This window comes from Streptomyces sp. NPDC090083 (assembly GCF_044747445.1).
Taxonomy (GTDB): domain Bacteria; phylum Actinomycetota; class Actinomycetes; order Streptomycetales; family Streptomycetaceae; genus Streptomyces.
In genome coordinates this window covers 772,910-790,435 of sequence record NZ_JBIVED010000003.1, presented here as the reverse complement: position 1 = coordinate 790,435, position 17,526 = coordinate 772,910, and the positions used below count along the sequence as shown (strand labels likewise).

Annotated in this window: 18 protein-coding genes and 1 tRNA gene; 9 read left to right on the top strand and 10 right to left on the bottom strand. The window is 72.4% G+C overall.

The genetic code is table 11. From position 1 onward, the window contains the following. Positions 1-87 precede the first annotated feature (87 nt). Positions 88-1,200 carry a peptidoglycan-binding protein gene (locus ACIPTO_RS14535; protein ID WP_401191719.1) on the top strand — a complete coding sequence of 371 codons (1,113 nt, stop codon included), beginning with the start codon at positions 88-90 and terminating at the stop codon, positions 1,198-1,200. Positions 1,201-1,516: 316 nt separating this feature from the next. On the opposite strand, the gene ACIPTO_RS14530 is transcribed toward ACIPTO_RS14535, so the two are convergent. After that, the gene (locus ACIPTO_RS14530) at positions 1,517-2,176 is read right to left on the bottom strand and encodes an HAD family hydrolase (protein ID WP_366314005.1); all 660 of its coding nucleotides are present in this window, start codon (positions 2,174-2,176) and stop codon (positions 1,517-1,519) included. 278 nt (positions 2,177-2,454) lie between these two features. After that, positions 2,455-3,036, bottom strand: coding sequence for a TMEM165/GDT1 family protein (locus tag ACIPTO_RS14525; protein ID WP_366314003.1), 582 nt, complete (start codon positions 3,034-3,036; stop codon positions 2,455-2,457). 400 nt (positions 3,037-3,436) lie between these two features. Between ACIPTO_RS14525 and ACIPTO_RS14520 the strand changes: the two genes are divergently transcribed. From ACIPTO_RS14520 to ACIPTO_RS14510, 3 genes are all read left to right on the top strand, one after another. Next, positions 3,437-4,081 (top strand): HNH endonuclease family protein, encoded by a 645-nt coding sequence (locus ACIPTO_RS14520; protein WP_366314001.1) that lies wholly within the window; start codon positions 3,437-3,439, stop codon positions 4,079-4,081. 106 nt (positions 4,082-4,187) lie between these two features. Further along, positions 4,188-5,840 carry an alkaline phosphatase D family protein gene (locus tag ACIPTO_RS14515; protein ID WP_366313999.1) on the top strand — a complete coding sequence of 551 codons (1,653 nt, stop codon included), beginning with the start codon at positions 4,188-4,190 and terminating at the stop codon, positions 5,838-5,840. 88 nt (positions 5,841-5,928) lie between these two features. After that, the gene (locus ACIPTO_RS14510; protein ID WP_401191715.1) at positions 5,929-7,863 is read left to right on the top strand and encodes an FAD/NAD(P)-binding protein; all 1,935 of its coding nucleotides are present in this window, start codon (positions 5,929-5,931) and stop codon (positions 7,861-7,863) included. On the opposite strand, the gene ACIPTO_RS14505 is transcribed toward ACIPTO_RS14510, so the two are convergent. Continuing rightward, positions 7,835-8,377 (bottom strand): superoxide dismutase family protein, encoded by a 543-nt coding sequence (locus tag ACIPTO_RS14505; protein ID WP_401191712.1) that lies wholly within the window; start codon positions 8,375-8,377, stop codon positions 7,835-7,837. The genes ACIPTO_RS14510 and ACIPTO_RS14505 overlap by 29 nt on opposite strands. A gap of 244 nt (positions 8,378-8,621) precedes the next feature. On the opposite strand from ACIPTO_RS14505, the gene ACIPTO_RS14500 reads away from it, so the two are divergent. After that, the gene (locus tag ACIPTO_RS14500) at positions 8,622-9,260 is read left to right on the top strand and encodes a VTT domain-containing protein (protein WP_366313993.1); all 639 of its coding nucleotides are present in this window, start codon (positions 8,622-8,624) and stop codon (positions 9,258-9,260) included. A gap of 177 nt (positions 9,261-9,437) precedes the next feature. Here ACIPTO_RS14500 and ACIPTO_RS14495 read toward each other — a convergent pair whose 3' ends face one another. Next, positions 9,438-9,665, bottom strand: a complete 228-nt coding sequence (locus tag ACIPTO_RS14495; RefSeq protein WP_401191709.1) for a DUF2277 domain-containing protein — start codon at positions 9,663-9,665, stop codon at positions 9,438-9,440. A 115-nt stretch (positions 9,666-9,780) separates the two neighbouring features. Here ACIPTO_RS14495 and ACIPTO_RS14490 point away from each other — a divergent pair, with 115 nt between their 5' ends. Next, entirely contained in the window at positions 9,781-10,686 is a 906-nt protein-coding gene (locus tag ACIPTO_RS14490; protein ID WP_401192132.1) for a ketopantoate reductase family protein, read from the top strand. An 8-nt stretch (positions 10,687-10,694) separates the two neighbouring features. On the opposite strand, the gene ACIPTO_RS14485 is transcribed toward ACIPTO_RS14490, so the two are convergent. Both ACIPTO_RS14485 and ACIPTO_RS14480 read right to left on the bottom strand, forming a co-directional pair. Beyond that, on the bottom strand, positions 10,695-11,195 hold the full coding sequence (locus ACIPTO_RS14485) for a GNAT family N-acetyltransferase (RefSeq protein WP_401191706.1): 501 nt from the start codon (positions 11,193-11,195) through the stop codon (positions 10,695-10,697). Positions 11,196-11,205: 10 nt separating this feature from the next. Next, positions 11,206-11,634, bottom strand: a complete 429-nt coding sequence (locus ACIPTO_RS14480) for a GNAT family N-acetyltransferase (RefSeq protein WP_401191703.1) — start codon at positions 11,632-11,634, stop codon at positions 11,206-11,208. 144 nt (positions 11,635-11,778) lie between these two features. Between ACIPTO_RS14480 and ACIPTO_RS14475 the strand changes: the two genes are divergently transcribed. Further along, complete coding sequence (locus tag ACIPTO_RS14475; RefSeq protein ID WP_366313985.1) at positions 11,779-12,123, top strand: hypothetical protein; 345 nt, start codon at positions 11,779-11,781, stop codon at positions 12,121-12,123. 40 nt (positions 12,124-12,163) lie between these two features. On the opposite strand, the gene ACIPTO_RS14470 is transcribed toward ACIPTO_RS14475, so the two are convergent. The 3 genes from ACIPTO_RS14470 to ACIPTO_RS14460 all read right to left on the bottom strand — a co-directional run bounded on the left by ACIPTO_RS14470 (position 12,164) and on the right by ACIPTO_RS14460 (position 13,680). Further along, positions 12,164-12,568, bottom strand: a complete 405-nt coding sequence (locus ACIPTO_RS14470; protein WP_366313983.1) for a hypothetical protein — start codon at positions 12,566-12,568, stop codon at positions 12,164-12,166. 49 nt (positions 12,569-12,617) lie between these two features. Continuing rightward, entirely contained in the window at positions 12,618-13,346 is a 729-nt protein-coding gene (locus ACIPTO_RS14465; RefSeq protein WP_401191699.1) for an alpha/beta hydrolase, read from the bottom strand. A 259-nt stretch (positions 13,347-13,605) separates the two neighbouring features. Continuing rightward, positions 13,606-13,680 (bottom strand) — tRNA-Val (locus tag ACIPTO_RS14460). Between the two features lie 229 nt (positions 13,681-13,909). Between ACIPTO_RS14460 and ACIPTO_RS14455 the strand changes: the two genes are divergently transcribed. Both ACIPTO_RS14455 and ACIPTO_RS14450 read left to right on the top strand, forming a co-directional pair. After that, positions 13,910-14,710, top strand: coding sequence for a DUF4097 family beta strand repeat-containing protein (locus ACIPTO_RS14455; protein ID WP_401191697.1), 801 nt, complete (start codon positions 13,910-13,912; stop codon positions 14,708-14,710). 71 nt (positions 14,711-14,781) lie between these two features. Then, the gene (locus tag ACIPTO_RS14450) at positions 14,782-16,197 is read left to right on the top strand and encodes a hypothetical protein (RefSeq protein ID WP_401191695.1); all 1,416 of its coding nucleotides are present in this window, start codon (positions 14,782-14,784) and stop codon (positions 16,195-16,197) included. Positions 16,198-16,279: 82 nt separating this feature from the next. Here the strand turns inward: ACIPTO_RS14450 and ACIPTO_RS14445 are convergent, their stop codons facing one another. Beyond that, positions 16,280-17,413 (bottom strand): amidase domain-containing protein, encoded by a 1,134-nt coding sequence (locus tag ACIPTO_RS14445; protein WP_366313977.1) that lies wholly within the window; start codon positions 17,411-17,413, stop codon positions 16,280-16,282. Positions 17,414-17,526: the final 113 nt, after the last annotated feature.

Sequence of the window (17,526 nt, the reverse complement as noted above, 5' to 3'; positions counted from 1 at the left end):
ATCGGAAGCCGTCATTCCGGGGGTCCGAGGAGACGAGGTGAAGGAGATCCGCATAACCTCTGGAGATCCACGGGGAGGGACGAACACGTGAACGAGGCGAAGGGCCACATATGCCCGCAGTGCGGTGCACCCCGGGCAGCCGACGGCTCCCCGTCGTGCACCTGCACCCAGCAGGCGGCCGACGCGCTCCGCGACACACGCACGGCGGAGGCAGCTGCGGCGGAGGACTTCGACCCGCTGCGGATCAGGCCGTACGTGGAGCTGGACGGGGACGCGAAGGGGCCCTCGGCGGGACAGGGGACGCCTGAGGGTGAAGCGGGCCTCCCGGGTGCGGCGGGCGTGACGGGTGACGCGGATGACGCGGGTGAGACCCAGCGGCTGCCCGCCGTCGAGGAGACGATGCCGCTGCGCGCGGTGCCGCCCTCGGCACCCTCCCCGGGCGCCCAGGAGGAGACGTCGGTCCTGCCTACCCTGCGGACCCCCTCGGACACGACCCCGAACGCGACCGACCTGAGCCTGTTCGAGGACGGCGGAGACGGCGGAGACGCCAGGGGCGACTGGGGCGGCGAGGGCGCGAACGCGGACGCGGACGATCAGAACCCCCCGCACTCCCCGCGTCGCCGCCGCACCGCGCTGCTCGCCGTCGCGGGAGCCGTCGTGGCGGTGACGGCGGTGGCCGGCTTCGCCGGCGGCCTGTTCTCGTACGAACCCCCGTCCCGGGACGACGCGGCCCCCCAGGACGTACGGGCGAACGTCCCGACCGAATCGGAGAGCGCGGCCTCGGCACCGGCGACCACGAGCGGCTCCCCGTCCACCGAGCCGACGACGGCGTCCCCGACCCCGTCACCCAGCGAGACCCCGTCACCCACGGCGTCCCCGACCCCGTCCGCGACACCCTCCGAGTCCGCGAACCCGAGCGCCACCCCGACCCCCACGGCCATCGCCCCGGCCGCGTCGGCCACCAGCAGCATCCCCGCACCGGTCCTGCAACGCGGCGACGAGGGCCCCGAGGTGACCGAACTCCAGCTCCGCCTCGCCCAGGTGAGGCTCTACATCGGCCCCGACAACGGCATCTTCGACAAACAGGTCCAGAACTCGGTCCGCACCTACCAACTGGCCCGAGGCATCACAACCGACGGACCGGGCGTCTACGGCACGAAGACCCGATCAAGCCTGGAATCAGAAACCGCCGAGCCGTGACCCACCCGGAGCCGACGGGGTCACGGGGCTAGGGGTCAAGGGCCGGGTGCGGCTGCGCGGGGGCCTGGGGTTGTGTTGCGGGTGCGGCTGTGTGGGGGCTGGTCGCGCAGTTCCCCGCGCCCCTTGAGGGGGTTGGCCTCGGGGGGTGGCCTGTGGGCCGGCGCCTGGCCGATCGCCCCAGCCGTTGGTGTCGCTCGCCCGTAGCCTCAGGCCCATCGCCCCCGGCCCTCGGCCCTGCGCCCCCTCGCTTCAAGCCCCTGCCGCACCCGCACCACAACCCCAGGCCCCACAACCGCCGGACAACCCCCCGCACACCTCACCCCACGTGCAGCCGAATCCCCCCACCCGCCAACGCCTCAACCCGCACCTCACGCAAATCCCGCACCACGACATCCGCCCGATGGAACCCGGCCTGCGGCCCGACCCCCACCACCCGCATCCCCGCGGAGCGCCCCGCCGCGATCCCCGCCCCCGAGTCCTCGAACACCACACAGTCCGAGGGCGCGACCCCCAGCTCGGCCGCACCCTTCAGAAACCCCTCAGGATCCGGCTTGCTCGCTCCGACGGACTCCGCGGTGATCCGCACCTCGGGCAGTTCCAGCCCGGCCGCCCCCATCCGCGCCGTGGAGAGGGCGACATCCGCGGAGGTGACGAGCGCGTGCGGCAGCCCCCGCAGGGAGGCGAGGAACTCGACCGCACCCGGCACCGGGACGACACCCTCGACGTCGGCGGTCTCCTCGGCCAGCATCCGCGCGTTCTCGGCGTGGTTCTGCTCCATGGGCCGGTTCGGCAGCAGCAGTGCCATCGACGCGTACCCCTGCCGCCCGTGCACGACTTTCATGACCTCGTCCGCGTTCAGCCCGTGCCGGTCGGACCAGTTCCGCCAGATGCGCTCGACGACGGCGTGCGAGTCGACGAGGGTGCCGTCCATGTCCAGCAGGAGGGCGCGGGCGGTGAGCACGGTGGTGGCCGTCATCGGCAGGCTCCAAGAAACGAACGGGACGAGAAACGAACGGGACGAACGGGACGAACGGGAGGGGGCGCGGCGGATGACCCCCGAAGGGACAAGGCGGCCCCGTCCGCCGGTCAGGGGGAGCGGACGGGAGCCACTTTGTTTCCCTACGGTACAAAACCGGAACGGCATCGCGCCACCACCCCCCGGAACAGTTCACCCACCGTTCAGCTCACCCCGCCGGACCGGAGCCCGGCCACGCGGCGCCCAGCCACCCGGCGAGCGGCCACCCGGTCACCCCGTCACCCGGCGACGGCCTCCCACAGGCTCCACGCACCCAGCGCCAGCATCAGCACCGCCGCGATCTGCGTGATCAGCTTCAGCGGCACCCGCTTCATCAGCGCCTTTCCGCCCACGATGCCCAGCCCGGCGACCGCCCACAGTGCGAGCACCGCACCGAGTCCGACGGAGAACGGGTCGTCGTAACGGGCCGCGAGGTTGGCCGTCATGATCTGGGTCAGGTCACCGAACTCGGCGACCAGGATGAGCATGAAACCGGCGCCGGACACCTTCCAGAAGGACTGGTCCTTCGGCGCGCGGACCTCCTCCTCGTCGTCGCTCTTCTTGAAGAGCAGCACGGCCGCCCCGCCCAGGAAGAGCACACCGGTCACCGCGGCCACCAACTGCTGCGGCAGCAGCGTCAGTACGCTGCCCGCGGCCACCGCGAGCACGACGTGGAGGAGGAACGCGGCGGCGACGCCGGCGAAGACGTACGAGGCGCGGTAACGGGTGCCGAGGACGAGCCCGGCGAGCGCGGTCTTGTCGGGGAGTTCGGCGAGAAAGACGACGCCGAAGACGAGCGCCGTCACGCTGATGCTGATCAAAATTCCTCAATCGGTCGGAGTCGCCGCCCCACCGAGAGAATCATCGCTGTCCGCGGACACCTCGGCACGGCAGCGCACGCGAAAAACGACTAGTGCACTGCTTACCGAAGGTCTCGCTGGCCGGTCCGCCCATCTGCGTGGAACGAACCTGCCTCCGGGCGCCGGCTCAGAACGAGCTGAGCAGTATGTCGACGGTCCGGCGAAGAGCTACTCCCCTTCTGCGCCGTCCACTGTACGCGAGATCCGGACCGCCCCGCCCGTGAGGAAAGTCTCGCCGCACCCCTTGTTGTGTCATGAGCACGTCACTAGCTTCTTACCCGACGCACACCTCCCCGCAACACGGCACCGCGAGCATTCCCTCGCTCGCACTCCAACACCCCCACACCACAAGGGAGTTCGTATGCCGAAATTCTACGCGCGTCGACGGCTGAGCATACTCGCGGCGTTCACCGGCCTCATAGCCTCCGTCGCCCTGTTCAACAGCCCGACCGCCTCCGCCGCCCTCCCCACCCCCGTCAGCGCGGCCACCGCCCGTACCTACCTCGCCTCCCTCACCGTGGCGACCGAGGTCAGGACCGGCTACGAGCGCGACCTGTTCCCGACCTGGGACACCATCAGCGGCACCTGCAACACCCGCGAGTGGATCCTCAAGCGCGACGGTACGAACGTCGTCACCAACTCCGCCTGCACCGCGACCAGCGGCAGCTGGTACTCGCCCTACGACGGCGCCACCTGGACCGCCGCCTCCGACGTCGACATCGACCACCTCGTGCCGCTGGCCGAGGCCTGGGACTCCGGCGCCCGCAACTGGACCACCGCCCAGCGCGAGTCCTTCGCCAACGACGTGACCCGCCCGCAGCTCCTCGCGGTCACGGACAACGTCAACCAGTCCAAGGGCGACAAGGACCCGGCCGAGTGGATGCCCTCGCTCACCTCGTACCGCTGCACGTACGTCCGCGCCTGGGTGCAGGTGAAGTACTACTACAACCTGTCGGTCGACTCCGCCGAGAAGACCGCGCTGACGAACTACCTCGCGAGCTGCTGATCACCGGACCTGGTCAGTGACCTCCGTCGTTCCGTACCGTACGGGGCGACGGAGGAGGGCGAGCCCCGGAGGCGAGTCCGACCATGCAAGGGGCGGGTGATCGACCGTGGCCGGACTGAGCCTTGGACCACTGCTTCGCTACGCCGACGGCTCGTCCGCGACGGTCTGGGTCGAGGCGAGCCGTCCGTGCACGGCCGAGGTGCGCTGCGCGGACGGCGCGGGCGGCACCGCCCGCACCTTCCAAGTGGCGGGCCACCACTACGCGTTGGTGCCGGTGGAGGGTCTCACGGCCGGGACCTCGACACCGTACGAGGTGTTCCTGGACGGCACGCACGTGTGGCCGCTGCCCGACTCGTCGTTCCCGCCGTCGCAGATCCACACGCCGGACGCCGACGGCACGGTCCGCGTCGCGTTCGGCTCCTGCCGCTGGGCCGCACCGGCCGCCGACGCGCACGACCCGGTGGGCCCGGACGCCCTGGACACGCTGGCCTCGCGCATCGCCCGCGAGCCGGAGTCCGAACGGCCGGACGTACTCGTCCTGCTGGGCGACCAGGTCTACGCCGACGAGGTCTCCGACGCGACCCGCCGCTGGCTCTCCGCCCGCCGCGACCTGACCGAGCCGCCGGGCAGCGAGGTCGCGGACTACGAGGAGTACACGCGCCTCTACTACGAGTCCTGGCTCGACCCGGAGATCCGCTGGCTGCTGTCGACCGTGCCGTCGTGCATGATCTTCGACGACCACGACGTGATCGACGACTGGAACACCTCGGCCGCCTGGGTCGCGGAGATGCGGGACACCCCGTGGTGGCGCGAGCGGCTGCTGAGCGGGCTGATGTCGTACTGGGTGCACCAGCACCTCGGGAACCTCTCCCCCGCCGAACTCGCCGCCGATCCGCTCTACGCGGCGGTCCGCGACGCCCCGGACGGCACCGACGAACTCCGCGCCTTCGCCTCCCGCGCCGACGTCGACCCGGCCTCCGTCCGCTGGAGCTACCGGCGCGACTTCGGCCGCGTCCGGCTGCTGATGGTGGACAGCCGGGCGGCCCGCGTCCTCGACGAACAGCACCGCGCGATGCTCGACCCCGGCGAGGCCGAGTGGCTGCGCACCGAGGCGCTCACGGACCGCGCCTCCTACGACCACCTCCTCATCGGCACCTCCCTGCCCTGGCTGCTGCCCCATCTCATCCATGACGCCGAGGCCTGGGACGCGGCCCTGAGCCGGGGCGAACGGGGCGCCCGCTGGGCCGGGTTCGGCGAGAAGCTGCGCCGCGCGGCCGACCTCGAACACTGGGCGGCGTTCCCCGAGTCCTTCGAGCAGCTGGCGGACCTGATCGCCGAGGCCGGAACGGGCGACGGGGCTCCGGCGTCGGTGCTCGTGCTGTCGGGAGACGTGCACCACGCGTATGTGGCGGAACCTGAGTGGCGTGACCGTCAAGGGACTTCGGGCCAGGACGGACCCCCGGCCGCCCGGGTCCTCCAGCTCACCTGCTCCCCGGTCCACAACTCGATACCCGCCTACGTACGCGTCGGCTTCCGTTTCGGCTGGAGCGCGGTCGCGCGCGGCCTCGGCCGCCGTCTGGCCCGGCACGGCCGCTGCCCGGAGCCGTCGGTGACGTGGCGCAGGACGGGCGGTCCCTGGTTCGGCAACCAGCTCATGACGCTGACGCTGCGCGGCCGTTCGGCCCGGCTGCGGCTGGAGCAGGCACGGCCGGACGGCACGCTGCGGACCGTGGAGGACTCCCCCCTGACACCCTCGTGATCCCGTTGCGGGCATGATGAGGCGGACCGTCCGCTTCCGAGCGGACGGTCTGCTCCATTGCGCCCCCACACGCCCGGGAGTCACCCCTTTGTCCCCAGTGAACGCGTTCGACGGCGAACCGGTCTCCGTCTCCGTCGCCGTGGTCGGCGCCGGTCCACGCGGCACCAGCGTCCTGGAACGCCTCTGTGCCTCCGCGCCGGAGCTCCTCCCGCCCGGCACGCGGCTCACCGTGCACGTCGTCGACCCGGCGCCCCCGGGGCCCGGCCGCGTGTGGCGCTCCGCGCAGTCGCCCGAGCTGCTGATGAACACCGTGGCCTCGCAGGTGACCCTCTTCACCGACGAAAGCGTCGACTGCTCGGGCCCGGTCCGCCCCGGCCCGAGCCTCCACGAGTGGGCGCCCGCCGCACTCGGCCCGGACGACTACCCCACCCGCGCGCACTACGGCCGCTATCTGGAGTGGGTGTTCGCCCGCACCGTCCGCGAGGCCCCCGACTCCGTCGAGGTGCGACCGCACGCGGCCCGCGCCGTGCGCCTCGACGACACGGCCGACGGCCACCAGTCCCTCACCCTCGACAACGGCCTGACGCTGTCCGCCCTTTCGGCCGTCGTCCTGGCACAGGGCCACCTGCCGACGACCCCGGACACCGCCGACCGCCGCCTCGCCGCCTACGCCGACCGCCACGGCCTGCGCCACGTCCCGCCCGCCAACCCGGCCGACGTCGACCTGTCCGCCGTACGCCCCGGCGAGCCCGTCCTGCTGCGCGGCCTTGGCCTCAACTTCTTCGACCACACAGCCCTGTTGACGACGGGCAGAGGCGGCCGTTTCGTCCGCACGGAGGAAGGAACCCTGCGCTACGTCCCCTCGGGCGACGAGCCGCGCCTGTACGCCGGTTCACGCCGGGGCATTCCGTACCAGGCCCGCGGCGACAACGCGAAGGGCCCCTACGGCCGCCACCTCCCACAACTCCTCACCCCCGAGGCGATATCCGCCTTCCGCAAGCGCGCCGACTCGGCCGAGCCGCCCGAATTCCTCACGGAGATATGGCCGTTGGTGGCGAAGGAGGTCGAGACGGTCTACTACACCGCGCTCCTGCGCCCCGCCCGGCACCCGGAGTCGGCGGACTTCGCCGAGCGCTTCCTCGCCGTCCCACACCGGGACCCCCAAGAGGCCCTGATCCTGGACGAGTTCGGGATCCCGGCGGCCGACCGCTGGTGCTGGGACCGGCTGTCCCGGCCGTACACGGAACCCGATCTCGCGGACCCGGCGGCCTGGCGGGAGTGGCTGCTGTCGTATCTGCGCGAGGACGCGGAGCACGCGGCACGCGGCAACGTGGACGGCCCGCTCAAGGCGGCCCTGGACGTGCTGCGCGATCTGCGGAACGAACTCCGGCTGGTCGTCGACCACGGCGGGCTGGCCGGTGCCTCGCGCCGCGACCACCTGGACCGCTGGTACACCCCGCTCAACGCGTTCCTGTCCATCGGGCCGCCCCGCCGCCGGATCGAGGAACTGGCCGCGCTGATCGAGGCGGGCGTGGTGGAGGTGCTCGGGCCGCGGCTCGACGTACGGGAGGCGGACGGCGCCTGGGTGGCCTGCTCCCCCGGGATACCGGGCTCGGCGGTCCGCGTGACCACCCTCGTCGAGGCCCGCCTCCCCGAACCGGACCTGCGCCGCACCGCCGACGAACTCCTCGGCCGACTGCTGCGGACGGGCCGGTGCCGGCCGCACACGGTGGACGGCTACGAGACGGGCGGACTGGACGTGACACCGCGCCCGTACCGTCTGATAGACCGTCAGGGAGCGTTCCACGAAAGGCGGTTCGCGTTCGGGGTGCCCACGGAGGGCGTGCACTGGGTGACCGCCGCGGGCGCCCGGCCCGGGGTGGACTCGGTGACGCTGTCGGACGCGGACGCGATGGCGCGGGCGGTGCTGCGCGCGGCGGCGGCCGACGGGCGGGCGCCGGCCGCCGGCGCCCGGCCCCGGACGTGCCCGCAGGTCAGGGAGCCCAGCCGAACGGCACCGTGAAGCAGGCGGCGCGGGTGCGGCTGCCCGGCATGTCGTGGATGACGACCGAGGACGCCTCGCCCTGCCGGAAGCCCCACGTGTGGTGGGCGCTCGCCTCGGCGGCACCGTGCCCGTCGGCCGTGAAGTCGAGCCAGACCTCGTTGTCGGCGGTGGCGGCGGCCGGGTCGGTGGACGGCTCGTGCTGGAAGTGCCCGCCCGCCGCGGCCGGGTCGGCGCCGCACGGCTTCTGGTGCACATGGACGCTGTACGCGTGCCCCGGCACCATCCCGTCGACCCGCAGCTTCACGGTCGTGGCGCCACTGACCGCCGTGTGCTGGCTCACCTGGATCCAGGCGGCGGGGGGCACCAGCCTGCTGTCGTACGTCACCGCCGCCGACGGCATGAGGGCGGCGACCGGTGCGAACCGCGCGTCCGTCCGCATCCGGAAACCGTCCGGCGCACCGGCCCCGGCACCCCCCGCACCGCTCGCCAGTACGGCCGCGGCGACGGCGCCCGCGCATATCCCTGCCACCATGATGTGTACCGTTCCTCACGTCTCGTCCCGCTTGATTGGTCTTTACGTTGCTACGGGATACGAGCGCGAGCCGCCCCCTGGGGCGGGGCAGCCGAGTGAACACGCTGTGCCGATCACACGCGCCCCCCGTGAATCTCCTGTCAGTGCCCGGGCGTACGCTGTATGGCTGTTACTGGCCGCCCCTGCCGCTCCTTCGCGACACCGCGGCAGGTATGGCCCACGGGGGAGTTCACGGGGAGACGCGTTGTTCGAGAGTGTGGGGTCGCTGACCGGCAGCCCATGGATCTACGCCATGGTCGCCCTGTCCGTACTCCTTGATGTGTTCCTGCCCGTCCTGCCGAGCGGTGTCCTGGTCATCGCGGCGGCGACGGCCGCGGCGGCGGGCACCGGCGCGGCGACGGACGCGGTTCCCGTGCCCCACGAGGTCCCCAGCATCCTGGCGCTGATCGCGTGCGCGGCGACCGCGTCCCTCCTGGGCGACCTGGTGGCGTACCGGCTCGCCTGGCTCGGCGGCGAACGCCTGGACCGCGCGATCTCCCGCTCCCGCCGCCTCACCACCGCGCAGGAACGTCTCGGCCAGGCCCTCGCCCGCGGCGGCGGCGCCCTCGTCATCCTGGCCCGCTTCGCCCCCGCCGGCCGCTCGGTGGTCTCCCTGGGCGCGGGCGCGGCCCACCGCCGGGCCCGCGACTTCCTCCCCTGGTCGGCCCTGGCAGGCCTCTCCTGGGCGGCCTACAGCGTGGCCCTCGGCTACTACGGAGCCCAGCTGCTGGGCGCCACCTGGCTGGCGACGGGCGTCTCGCTCCTGGCCCTCTTCGGCGCGGGAGCGGCAGCCGCCTACGTGATGCGCCGCCAGCCCACCCCGACAGAGGCAACGGCCCCCTAACGACGAGGGAACCGCGCACGCAGGGCCCACACACCCGCACGCACACGCCCGCCTTGAAGGGGCGCGGGGAACCGCGCACTCGGGGCCCACACGCCCGCACCCCACAACACCCCGCACGCACCGGCCTCAAGGGGCGCGAGGAACCGCGCGACCGACTCGAACCGCCCCGCGCTCAGATCACGACGCCGCCCGGGACGCCCCTCTCACCTCAAGCCCCGCAAGGAGTTCCGCGGTGGCCGCCGCGATCACATCGACCGCGTGGTCGAAGACCTCACGGTTGTGCGCGGCCGGCGCCCGGAACCCGGAGACTTTGCGGACGTACTGCAACGCGGCGGCCCGCACCTCCTCCTCCGTGGCCTCGTCGGGCAGAGCGGGCGGTCGAAGCGTCTTGATACTGCGGCACATACCCCCAGTCTCCCGCGCCGCGGCCGATCCCGCCGCCCCTCTCCCGAACACACCTGCGATGATCTCCCCCGAGGCGGCCACCGTGCACGGGGCCGACCGACGAGAGGACGAGAACATGGCGAACGACGAACTCACCGTGGCGATCCTGGGCCCGGGCGGAGTGGGCGGCCTGCTCGCGGCCCTGCTGTCCCGCGCCGGACACCGGGTGATCTGCCTGGCCCGGGAAGAGACCGCCGACACCCTCCGCACCGACGGAATCCGCGTCCACAGCACCCTCTTCGGCGAGTTCACGGCCCCCGTGGAGGCCGACACGGAGCTGCGCGAACCGGTGGACGCCTGCCTGATCGCGGTCAAGGCGACGGACCTGGACCAGGCACTGACCCGCGTCCCGGCGAAGACCCTGGCCGACGGCCTCCTCGTACCGTTCCTGAACGGCGTCGAACACCCGGCACACCTCCGCGCCCGCCACACCCCCGCCCAGGTCGCCCCCGCGGTCATCCGCGTCGAGTCGACCCGCACCGCCCCGGGGGAGATCGAGCACGGCAGCCCCTTCGCGGAGATCGACCTGACCGGCGACCCGGTCCCCCGCCCCCGCCTGGACGCCCTCGCCGCCGCGCTGAACGCGGCCGGCCCCACGACCCGGGTCCTCCCGGACGAGACGGCCGCTCTCTGGGCCAAGATGACCTTCCTCGCCCCGCTCGCCCTCCTCACCACCCGCTACGGCCTCTCCCTGGGCGACGTACGCACGCGCCACCGCGGGGAGTTGACGTCCCTGGTGGAGGAGACGGCCGCGGTGAGCCGGTCCTACGGCGGCCCGTCGGACCCCGGCGGGGCGCTCGCCCGGTACGACGCGTTCCCGCCGGGGACCAAGTCGTCGATGCAGCGTGACGCGGAGGCGGGCCGCCCGCTCGAACTGGACGCGATCGGCGGGGCGTTGCTGCGGGCGGCGGAACGGCACGGCATCGAGGTGCCGGTGGCGGCAAGGCTCGTAAGGGAGTTGGGGGCGCACGGCGCCGACTGACGCCCCGCTCAGGCCCGGAGGTCGATCCGCCAGTCGTTCGAGGTCATCCAGCTGCCCTTCGGATACTCGAAGTCCACCGGGCCGATCAGGGTGAACCCGGCTTTCCTGCACACCGAGTTGGACGCGGGATGGTCGGCTCCCGGGAAGGCGTGCAGATACCGGTGCCACCCGGCGGCCCGCGCCACCAGCACGACGGCGCTGGCCGCCCGGGCGGCCAGCCCCCGTCCCTGGAACTCGGGCAGGACCCCCCACCCGGTCTCCCACACCGACTCGCCCCGCCACTCCCGCTCCCAGAAGCCGATCGAGCCCACGGTCTCCCCGCTCACCGCCGACTCCACCCGGAACATCCCCCCGCGGTCGAGCCCGAGGTACCGGGACTGCCGGTCGGCAAGCCGCTCCTCGCTCTCGGGACCTCCCAAGTGCGCGGTCATCTCAGGGCTGTTGAGCCGCCCGAGCAACCAGAAGTCCCCCGCGCCCCAGGGCTGAAGCCGCACCTGTTCGACATCCATGCCGAGCACCCTAGGCGCCCATGAACCGGTACATGCCGATCGAGTCGTGCCGGGCGGTGTCGGCGAAGCCGAACTTCTCGTACAGGAAGCGCGCGGGTCCGTCCGCGATGAGCGAGACGTACGCGGTGGCGGGCGCCCGGCGTTCCAGTTCCTCGGTGAGCGCGGCCATGATGCGCCGGCCTAGCCCGCGCCCCTGGTGCGCGGGGTGCACGCAGATGTCGACGACCTGGAACGCCGTGCCGCCGTCCCCGATGATCCGCCCCATCCCGATGGGCTCGCCCTCGTGCCGGAGCACCACCCCGTACCAGGTGTTGGGCAGCGCGACCGCGACGGCCGCCGGGTCCCTGTCGGAGAGCCCCGCGTCGGTCCGCAGGCGCCGGAAGTCCTCGACGGACGGCACGCCCGCGACCACGTCGTAAGGGTCATTCATTGATGTCATGCCTTACAGACTAGAGGACGAGCCGTGAAGATCGCCATGGCGCCACCGCCCCGACCAGCGACTGAAGCACTCCCTCCGCATCCGTTCGCGTGAAGTCCCTGAAGGAACTCGCGACCCAAAATCGAACAGGCGTAGCATTACCTCGTGGCTACGACCTATGACTTCCCGAGTGACCTGCTCGCCGGTCAGGAGGAGCTGCATCAGGTCAGGGCCGAGCTGTCGGCCCTGCTGAAGCGGCTGCCCTGGTCGGTCGAGCCCCTGGACGGGTTCAGCGACACGGGCGGCTGGCGCAAGGTGGAGCGCCCGGCCTCCCCCGGCTGGACACCCGACGAACAGGCCGAGGTGGAGAAGCTCCGGCAGCGCGAACACGAGCTGGCGGTCTTCGTCAGCGGCCACCGTTTCTGGACGGAGGTCGTGGCGGCGGAGCGGGTGGAGACACGGATGCTGCTGAAGCACGCGCACGAGACGCGGCCGGCGGACGGCGACTGAGAGACCACGGGCCGGACGCGGGACGCCGACGGCTGTGCAACTAGGCCTTGCGCGGCCCCCGTTGGGCCAGCAGCAGGGTCGCGGCGACGCCGGCGACCCCCGCGACCGCGACCACCGCGCCCACCGTCCCCGCGGTGCCCGTCGTACCGACCGCCCGGAAGCCGCGCGTGGAGCGCCAGGACAGCACCGACCACCGCGACTGCGCGGACAGGACGGAGCCCGTGCTCAGCCACGACCCGGCCGAGACGAACGACAGGGCCGAGCCGATCGAACCGACCGACAGCGCGCTCCCGATCGATCCGACCGACAGGCTCGACCCGACGGAGCCGATGGACAGCACCGACCCCACCGAGCCGATCGACAGCACCGAGTCCTTCGACCACAGGGACAGGACGGAGCCCGAGGGGGTGGTGCGGTGTGGCGACGGTACCGAGGATGTGGTCATGGACCCATCCTGCCCACCCCCCGCGGGAAAGTCCCCCCGGTGCCCCGGCCTACTTCAGGTGGCGGCCGAAGAACCGGTCCCCGTCCTCCCGTTCGAACCACGGGGTGCCGAGGTGGCCACCGAGGTTGGCGTGCAGGGTCTTCTCCCTGCTGCCGAAGTCGTCGAACAGGTCAAGGGCCCGCCGGCGCGGATTGCCCTCGTCGTCCCACTGGAGCAGGAGCAGCAGCGGGATGGTGACCTGGCGGGCCTCCTCGCGCTGGGCGTGCGGGACGTACCCCCCGGCGAAGAAGCCGGCCGCCGCGATACGCGGCTCCAGCACCGCCAGCCGGATGCCGAGCGCGGTCCACCCCGAGTACCCGACGGGGCCGGTGATCCCGGGCAGGTCGAGGAGGGCGTCGAGGGCGGCGCGCCAGTCCGGGACCGCCTGTTCGACCAGCGGGCCGACGAGGGACTCGAAGATGTCGTCGACCGGCTCACCGGCCCGCATCGCCCGGCGCAGCTCCGCGCGGGCCTGTTCGGCGGCGGCGGAACGGGGCCGGTCACCGCACCCGGCGGCGTCGATGGCGGCCACCGCGTAACCGGCCGCCGCGGACAGCCGGGCCCGCGCCACCAGCCGGGGCTCCGCCTTGGGCAGGCCGTTGTTGTGGGCCATCAGGATCAGCGGGACCGGCTCGGCGGACTCGGGCGTCCACAGGGTGCCGGGGATCTCGCCGAGGGTGAACTCGCGTTCCGTGACGCCGTCTTCGAGGCGTCGTTCAGTGGTGAAGGTGAAGTCCATGGTCGTGCCTTTCGGGAGAGCTGCGTACGGCGCTCCCGGACGACCTATCGCCCGACCGCGACCCCTGAGGGGAGCACCCATGTCGTCACTGCGTTCACGGGTACCACCTCCTCGCTCTCTCGCACGGCCTCCGCGAAGTTAGCAGCGGGCGCCGCGGGCCGCCAGCGGTTTTTCCCGCACCCGTCGCGGACCCGGACCCGGCAACGGAAAGAGGCCCACCGGAGAATTCCCCGGAAGGCCTCTGACCTGCTGTTTATCCTGGTGGGCGCGGACGGTTTCGAACCGCCGACATTCGCCTTGTAAGGGCGACGCTCTACCCCTGAGCTACGCGCCCAGGACGAGTCGACAGCCTACATGGCCGGGGGGCCTGTCCTGCAAACCCGTATCGGGGAAGGAAGCGGGCCGAGCGGGAGGTCAGGGAGGAGGTCAGGGGCGTCCCGGGGGTTTTCCCCACCCCCGGTCCGGGAGTGCGCCGGATGCCCTCGCCGGACGCCGTTCCCTACGGTCGTAGAGCGCCGTAGGAGCCACCGGGGCTCCGCGTCCGTCCCAGGGGGAGAACCACCGTGACCAGCACCGCCACCCGCACCCGCCGCCGCGCCACCCGCGTCCTCACCGGCACCGCCGCCGTCGCCCTGCTGCTCCTCGGGGCCACCGCCTGCGGCACCGCCTCCGCCGGGGACGACAAGCACCCCGATCACCGCACCTTCGCGCTGCCCGGCCGTACGCTCACGATCGACTCCGACGACTCCGCGCTGGAGGTCGTCGCCGCGGACGCCAACCCGGCGGGGAAGATCGAGGTCACCCGGTGGTGGCAGGGCAGCGTGGCCATCGGGTCGGACCCGAAGGTCAGCTGGGCGATGGACGGCGACCGGCTGAAGCTGCGGATGAGGTGTTCCGGGGTGATCGCGGACTGCTCCGCCAAGCACCGGATCGAGGTGCCGCGCGGGGTCACCGTGAAGGTGGAGGACGGGGACGGGAGCGTGCGGGCCCAGGGGTTCGCGGACGCGCTGAACATCCGTACGCACGACGGGTCGGTGCATGTCACCGACACCACCGGGCCGCTGACGCTGCACAGCGGGGACGGCTCCCTGCACGCCGAGGTGTCGTCCCGGCAGGTGCACGCGACCACCGGTGACGGGTCCGTGCACCTCGAACTCGGCGCCGTGCCCGACCTGGTGGAGTCCACCAGCGGCGACGGGTCCGTGACGATCGCGCTGCCCACGGACGGCGGGGCGAAGTACCGCGTGACGACCAAGACCGGCGACGGATCGGTGCATGTGTCGGTGCCCCGGGACTCGACGAGTTCTCATGTGGTGACCGCCCACACCGGCGACGGGAAGGTCACGGTGCGGAACGCGAACTGACCGGCCCGTGTGTTCGTCCTCCACCGGTGGGAGAATGACAGCGGTCAGGACGGAAGACACGGGAGAGGGATGTGACGGCGACACCAGCGCAGCCGTATTCGCCGCTCACACGGATCCGGCGCGTGCCAGGGCTCCGGCCCCGGCCCGGTTCGGGCGCCGCCACGCGTGCGGCCCTCGACACCCTCGCCCTGATCGGTCTGCCGCTGCTCGTCGCGCTCGCCCTGCCCGTCTCCTTCGCCGGTGGCGGCACCCGGCGCTGGTTCGGCGGGCGGGCGGAGAGCCAGCGGGCCGAGGCGCAGGCGGCGAAGGATGCCGCGGCTGCCGCGTTCTACGAGCTGGACACCGCCCAGCGTGATCTGCGGATCTCGATAGAGACCATCACCGCGGTCGACGACTCGCCGGCCGCCCGCCGCGCGGTCACCGACTTCGAGGCGCTGGGCCGGCGCATCGACGAGGCGAGCGGCCGGTACATCAGCGCCGTCGACGCGCACGACCTCGACCGCGACGACCTGGAGGCCGCCGCGGCCAACCGTGCCCGTACCGAACTGGCGGCGGCGAAGGACCAGTTGGGGCAGGTGAAGCAGGAACTCGACCGGTTCGAGAGCGGGCTCGGTCCGCTGCTCGGCAAGGCCGAGACCCAGCTCGCCCGGCTGGCGCCCGCCGTCGAGCGGGCCCGGCAGGCACTGCTCGCCGCCTCCAACGCCCTGGACACCGCGCGCGGTTCGGGACTGCGGGCCGACGACCTCGCCGCCCGGCTGGCCTCGCTCGGGCCGGAGCTGACCAAGCTGAACCAGGGGGCCGGGCAGCACGGCGTGCCGCAGACCCTGGAGCGGGCGACGCAGGTCGCCCGGGAGGCGGAGGCCATCCGGGCCGAGGCCGGTCAACTGCCCGAGCGGGCCGCCGAGATCGACCACCGGCTGGTCTCCCTGCGCACCCGCGCCCAGGCGCTCACCACCCGCGCGGGCCAGGTCGACCCGGTGCTGAGCGAGTTGCGGCGGCGCTTCTCCGCCGCCTGCTGGCAGGACCTCCAGCAGGTGCCCCAGCAGGCCGGGGAGAACGTACGGCAGGCCGAGCTGAAGCTGAAGGAGGCGCAGGCCGCCCGGGACGCCCAGCGCTGGCCGGACGCCACGTCCCTGCTGTCGACCGTGCGGGCCCTCCTGAACACCACCGACGAGGCCGTCTCGGCCGCCGGTGACCGGCTGCGGCGCCTCAACGCCGTGCAGAAGGACCCCCAGCAGGAGATCGACCGCACGCGCTTCGCCATCCGGGACGCCCAGCGCCTGGCGATGACGGGCCGCACCACCCCCGACCCCCGGCACGCCCGCCCCCTCGACGACGCCGTGGCCCGCCTGGACCGGGCGATCGGCAGCCTGGAGGGCCGCCACCCCGACTACTGGCACTTCCTGACGGAGACCGAGGCGGTACGCGGGTCCGTGACCCGGGTGGTCACCCAGATCCGGGAGGAACGCGGAGCGGCGGGCCACTGACGCCCACGCCGTGGACACGGATCGGCCCCCCGTCACTGCCTGAGCGACGGGGGGCCGACGACGTGGTGCGGGACTACCGGCCTCAGGTGCGGTAGGCGTAGTAGTACGCGTTCGGGTACGACGCGATGAGGCTCGCCACCGACCTGCGCAGGGTGTTGTTCGAGTGGTACGTGACGTACGGGACGCCGTTGCTCTTGGCCGTCACGATCATCGTGTGGTCCTTGGCGCCGTCGCGGTCGAAGTCCATCTGGAGGACGTCGCCGACCTCCAGCTGGTACACGTTCGCGAGCGGGGTGGTCCGCTTGGAGTTCTGCGCGAACCAGGACCACTCGTTGACGCCGACGAAGGAGTCCGACTGGATGTCGGCGGTGCCGAACCACTTCGTGTAGTCGTAGACGTAGCCCGGGACGTGCTTCCAGCCGCCGGCCTTCAGGGACTGGCTGACGAAGTTGGTGCAGTCGCCGCCGTCCGCGTGGCCGTTGAAGTCCGGGTAGTCCTTGTTGTAGACGTTCCAGTACTTCTCGGCGTAGGTCGCCATCGCCTTGTAGTCGTACGCCGTGCCCGTCTTCGGGACCGCCACCGGGTTGCGGGTGATGGCCGCGCGCGGCGCGTTCGGCATGGTGTCGCCGTCGTCGGCCGGGGCGGGCGACGCCTTCACCGCGGGCTTGGACAGCGTGTTGACGGCGAGGCCGCCCTCGTCGGTGTCCTGGATCTTCGACAGCTGCCAGGTGCCCCGCCGGTCGGCCTTGAAGGTCAACTCGTGGTGGGCCTGGAAGCCGGTGGTCCTGGGCTGGTTCCCCACGGCCTTCGCATACGTCAGCGTGGTCGTCTCGGTGACGTCGGCCTTGGCGGTCCGGCCGGTCACCCGGGTCGCGTCCAGCGTGACCTTCGTGGTGCCCGCGCTGTACGTCTCGCCGAGCTTGGCGATGCTGTTCTGGCGGCCGCGCAGCTGGCTCAGCGCGGACTTCTCGTCGCGCGACTGGGTGCTGGAGAGACGGACGTCGCCGGAGAAGCGCGAGGTGGTCTGCTTGGTGCCGGCCCCGCGGACGAGGGCCTGCGTGCGGTCGGTGAAGACCGCGTCGGCGAGCTTCTGGAAGGTCGCCTTGGTCGCGGCGTTCACAGTCGGGTCGTCGACGACGGCCGCGCCCGCGCTCCAGTTGGGCACGAGGGCGACGCCGACGGCGACCGAGGTGGCCGCCGCCGAGATTATGGCCACACGGCTCCGCTTACGGCTCAGTTTTCTGGATTTCAATGGTGTTCCCCTCTACGCCGGTACGCCTACCGGGCGAGGGCATCTTCGCACGCCATGTGTGGCTCCTGTGAAGGGGG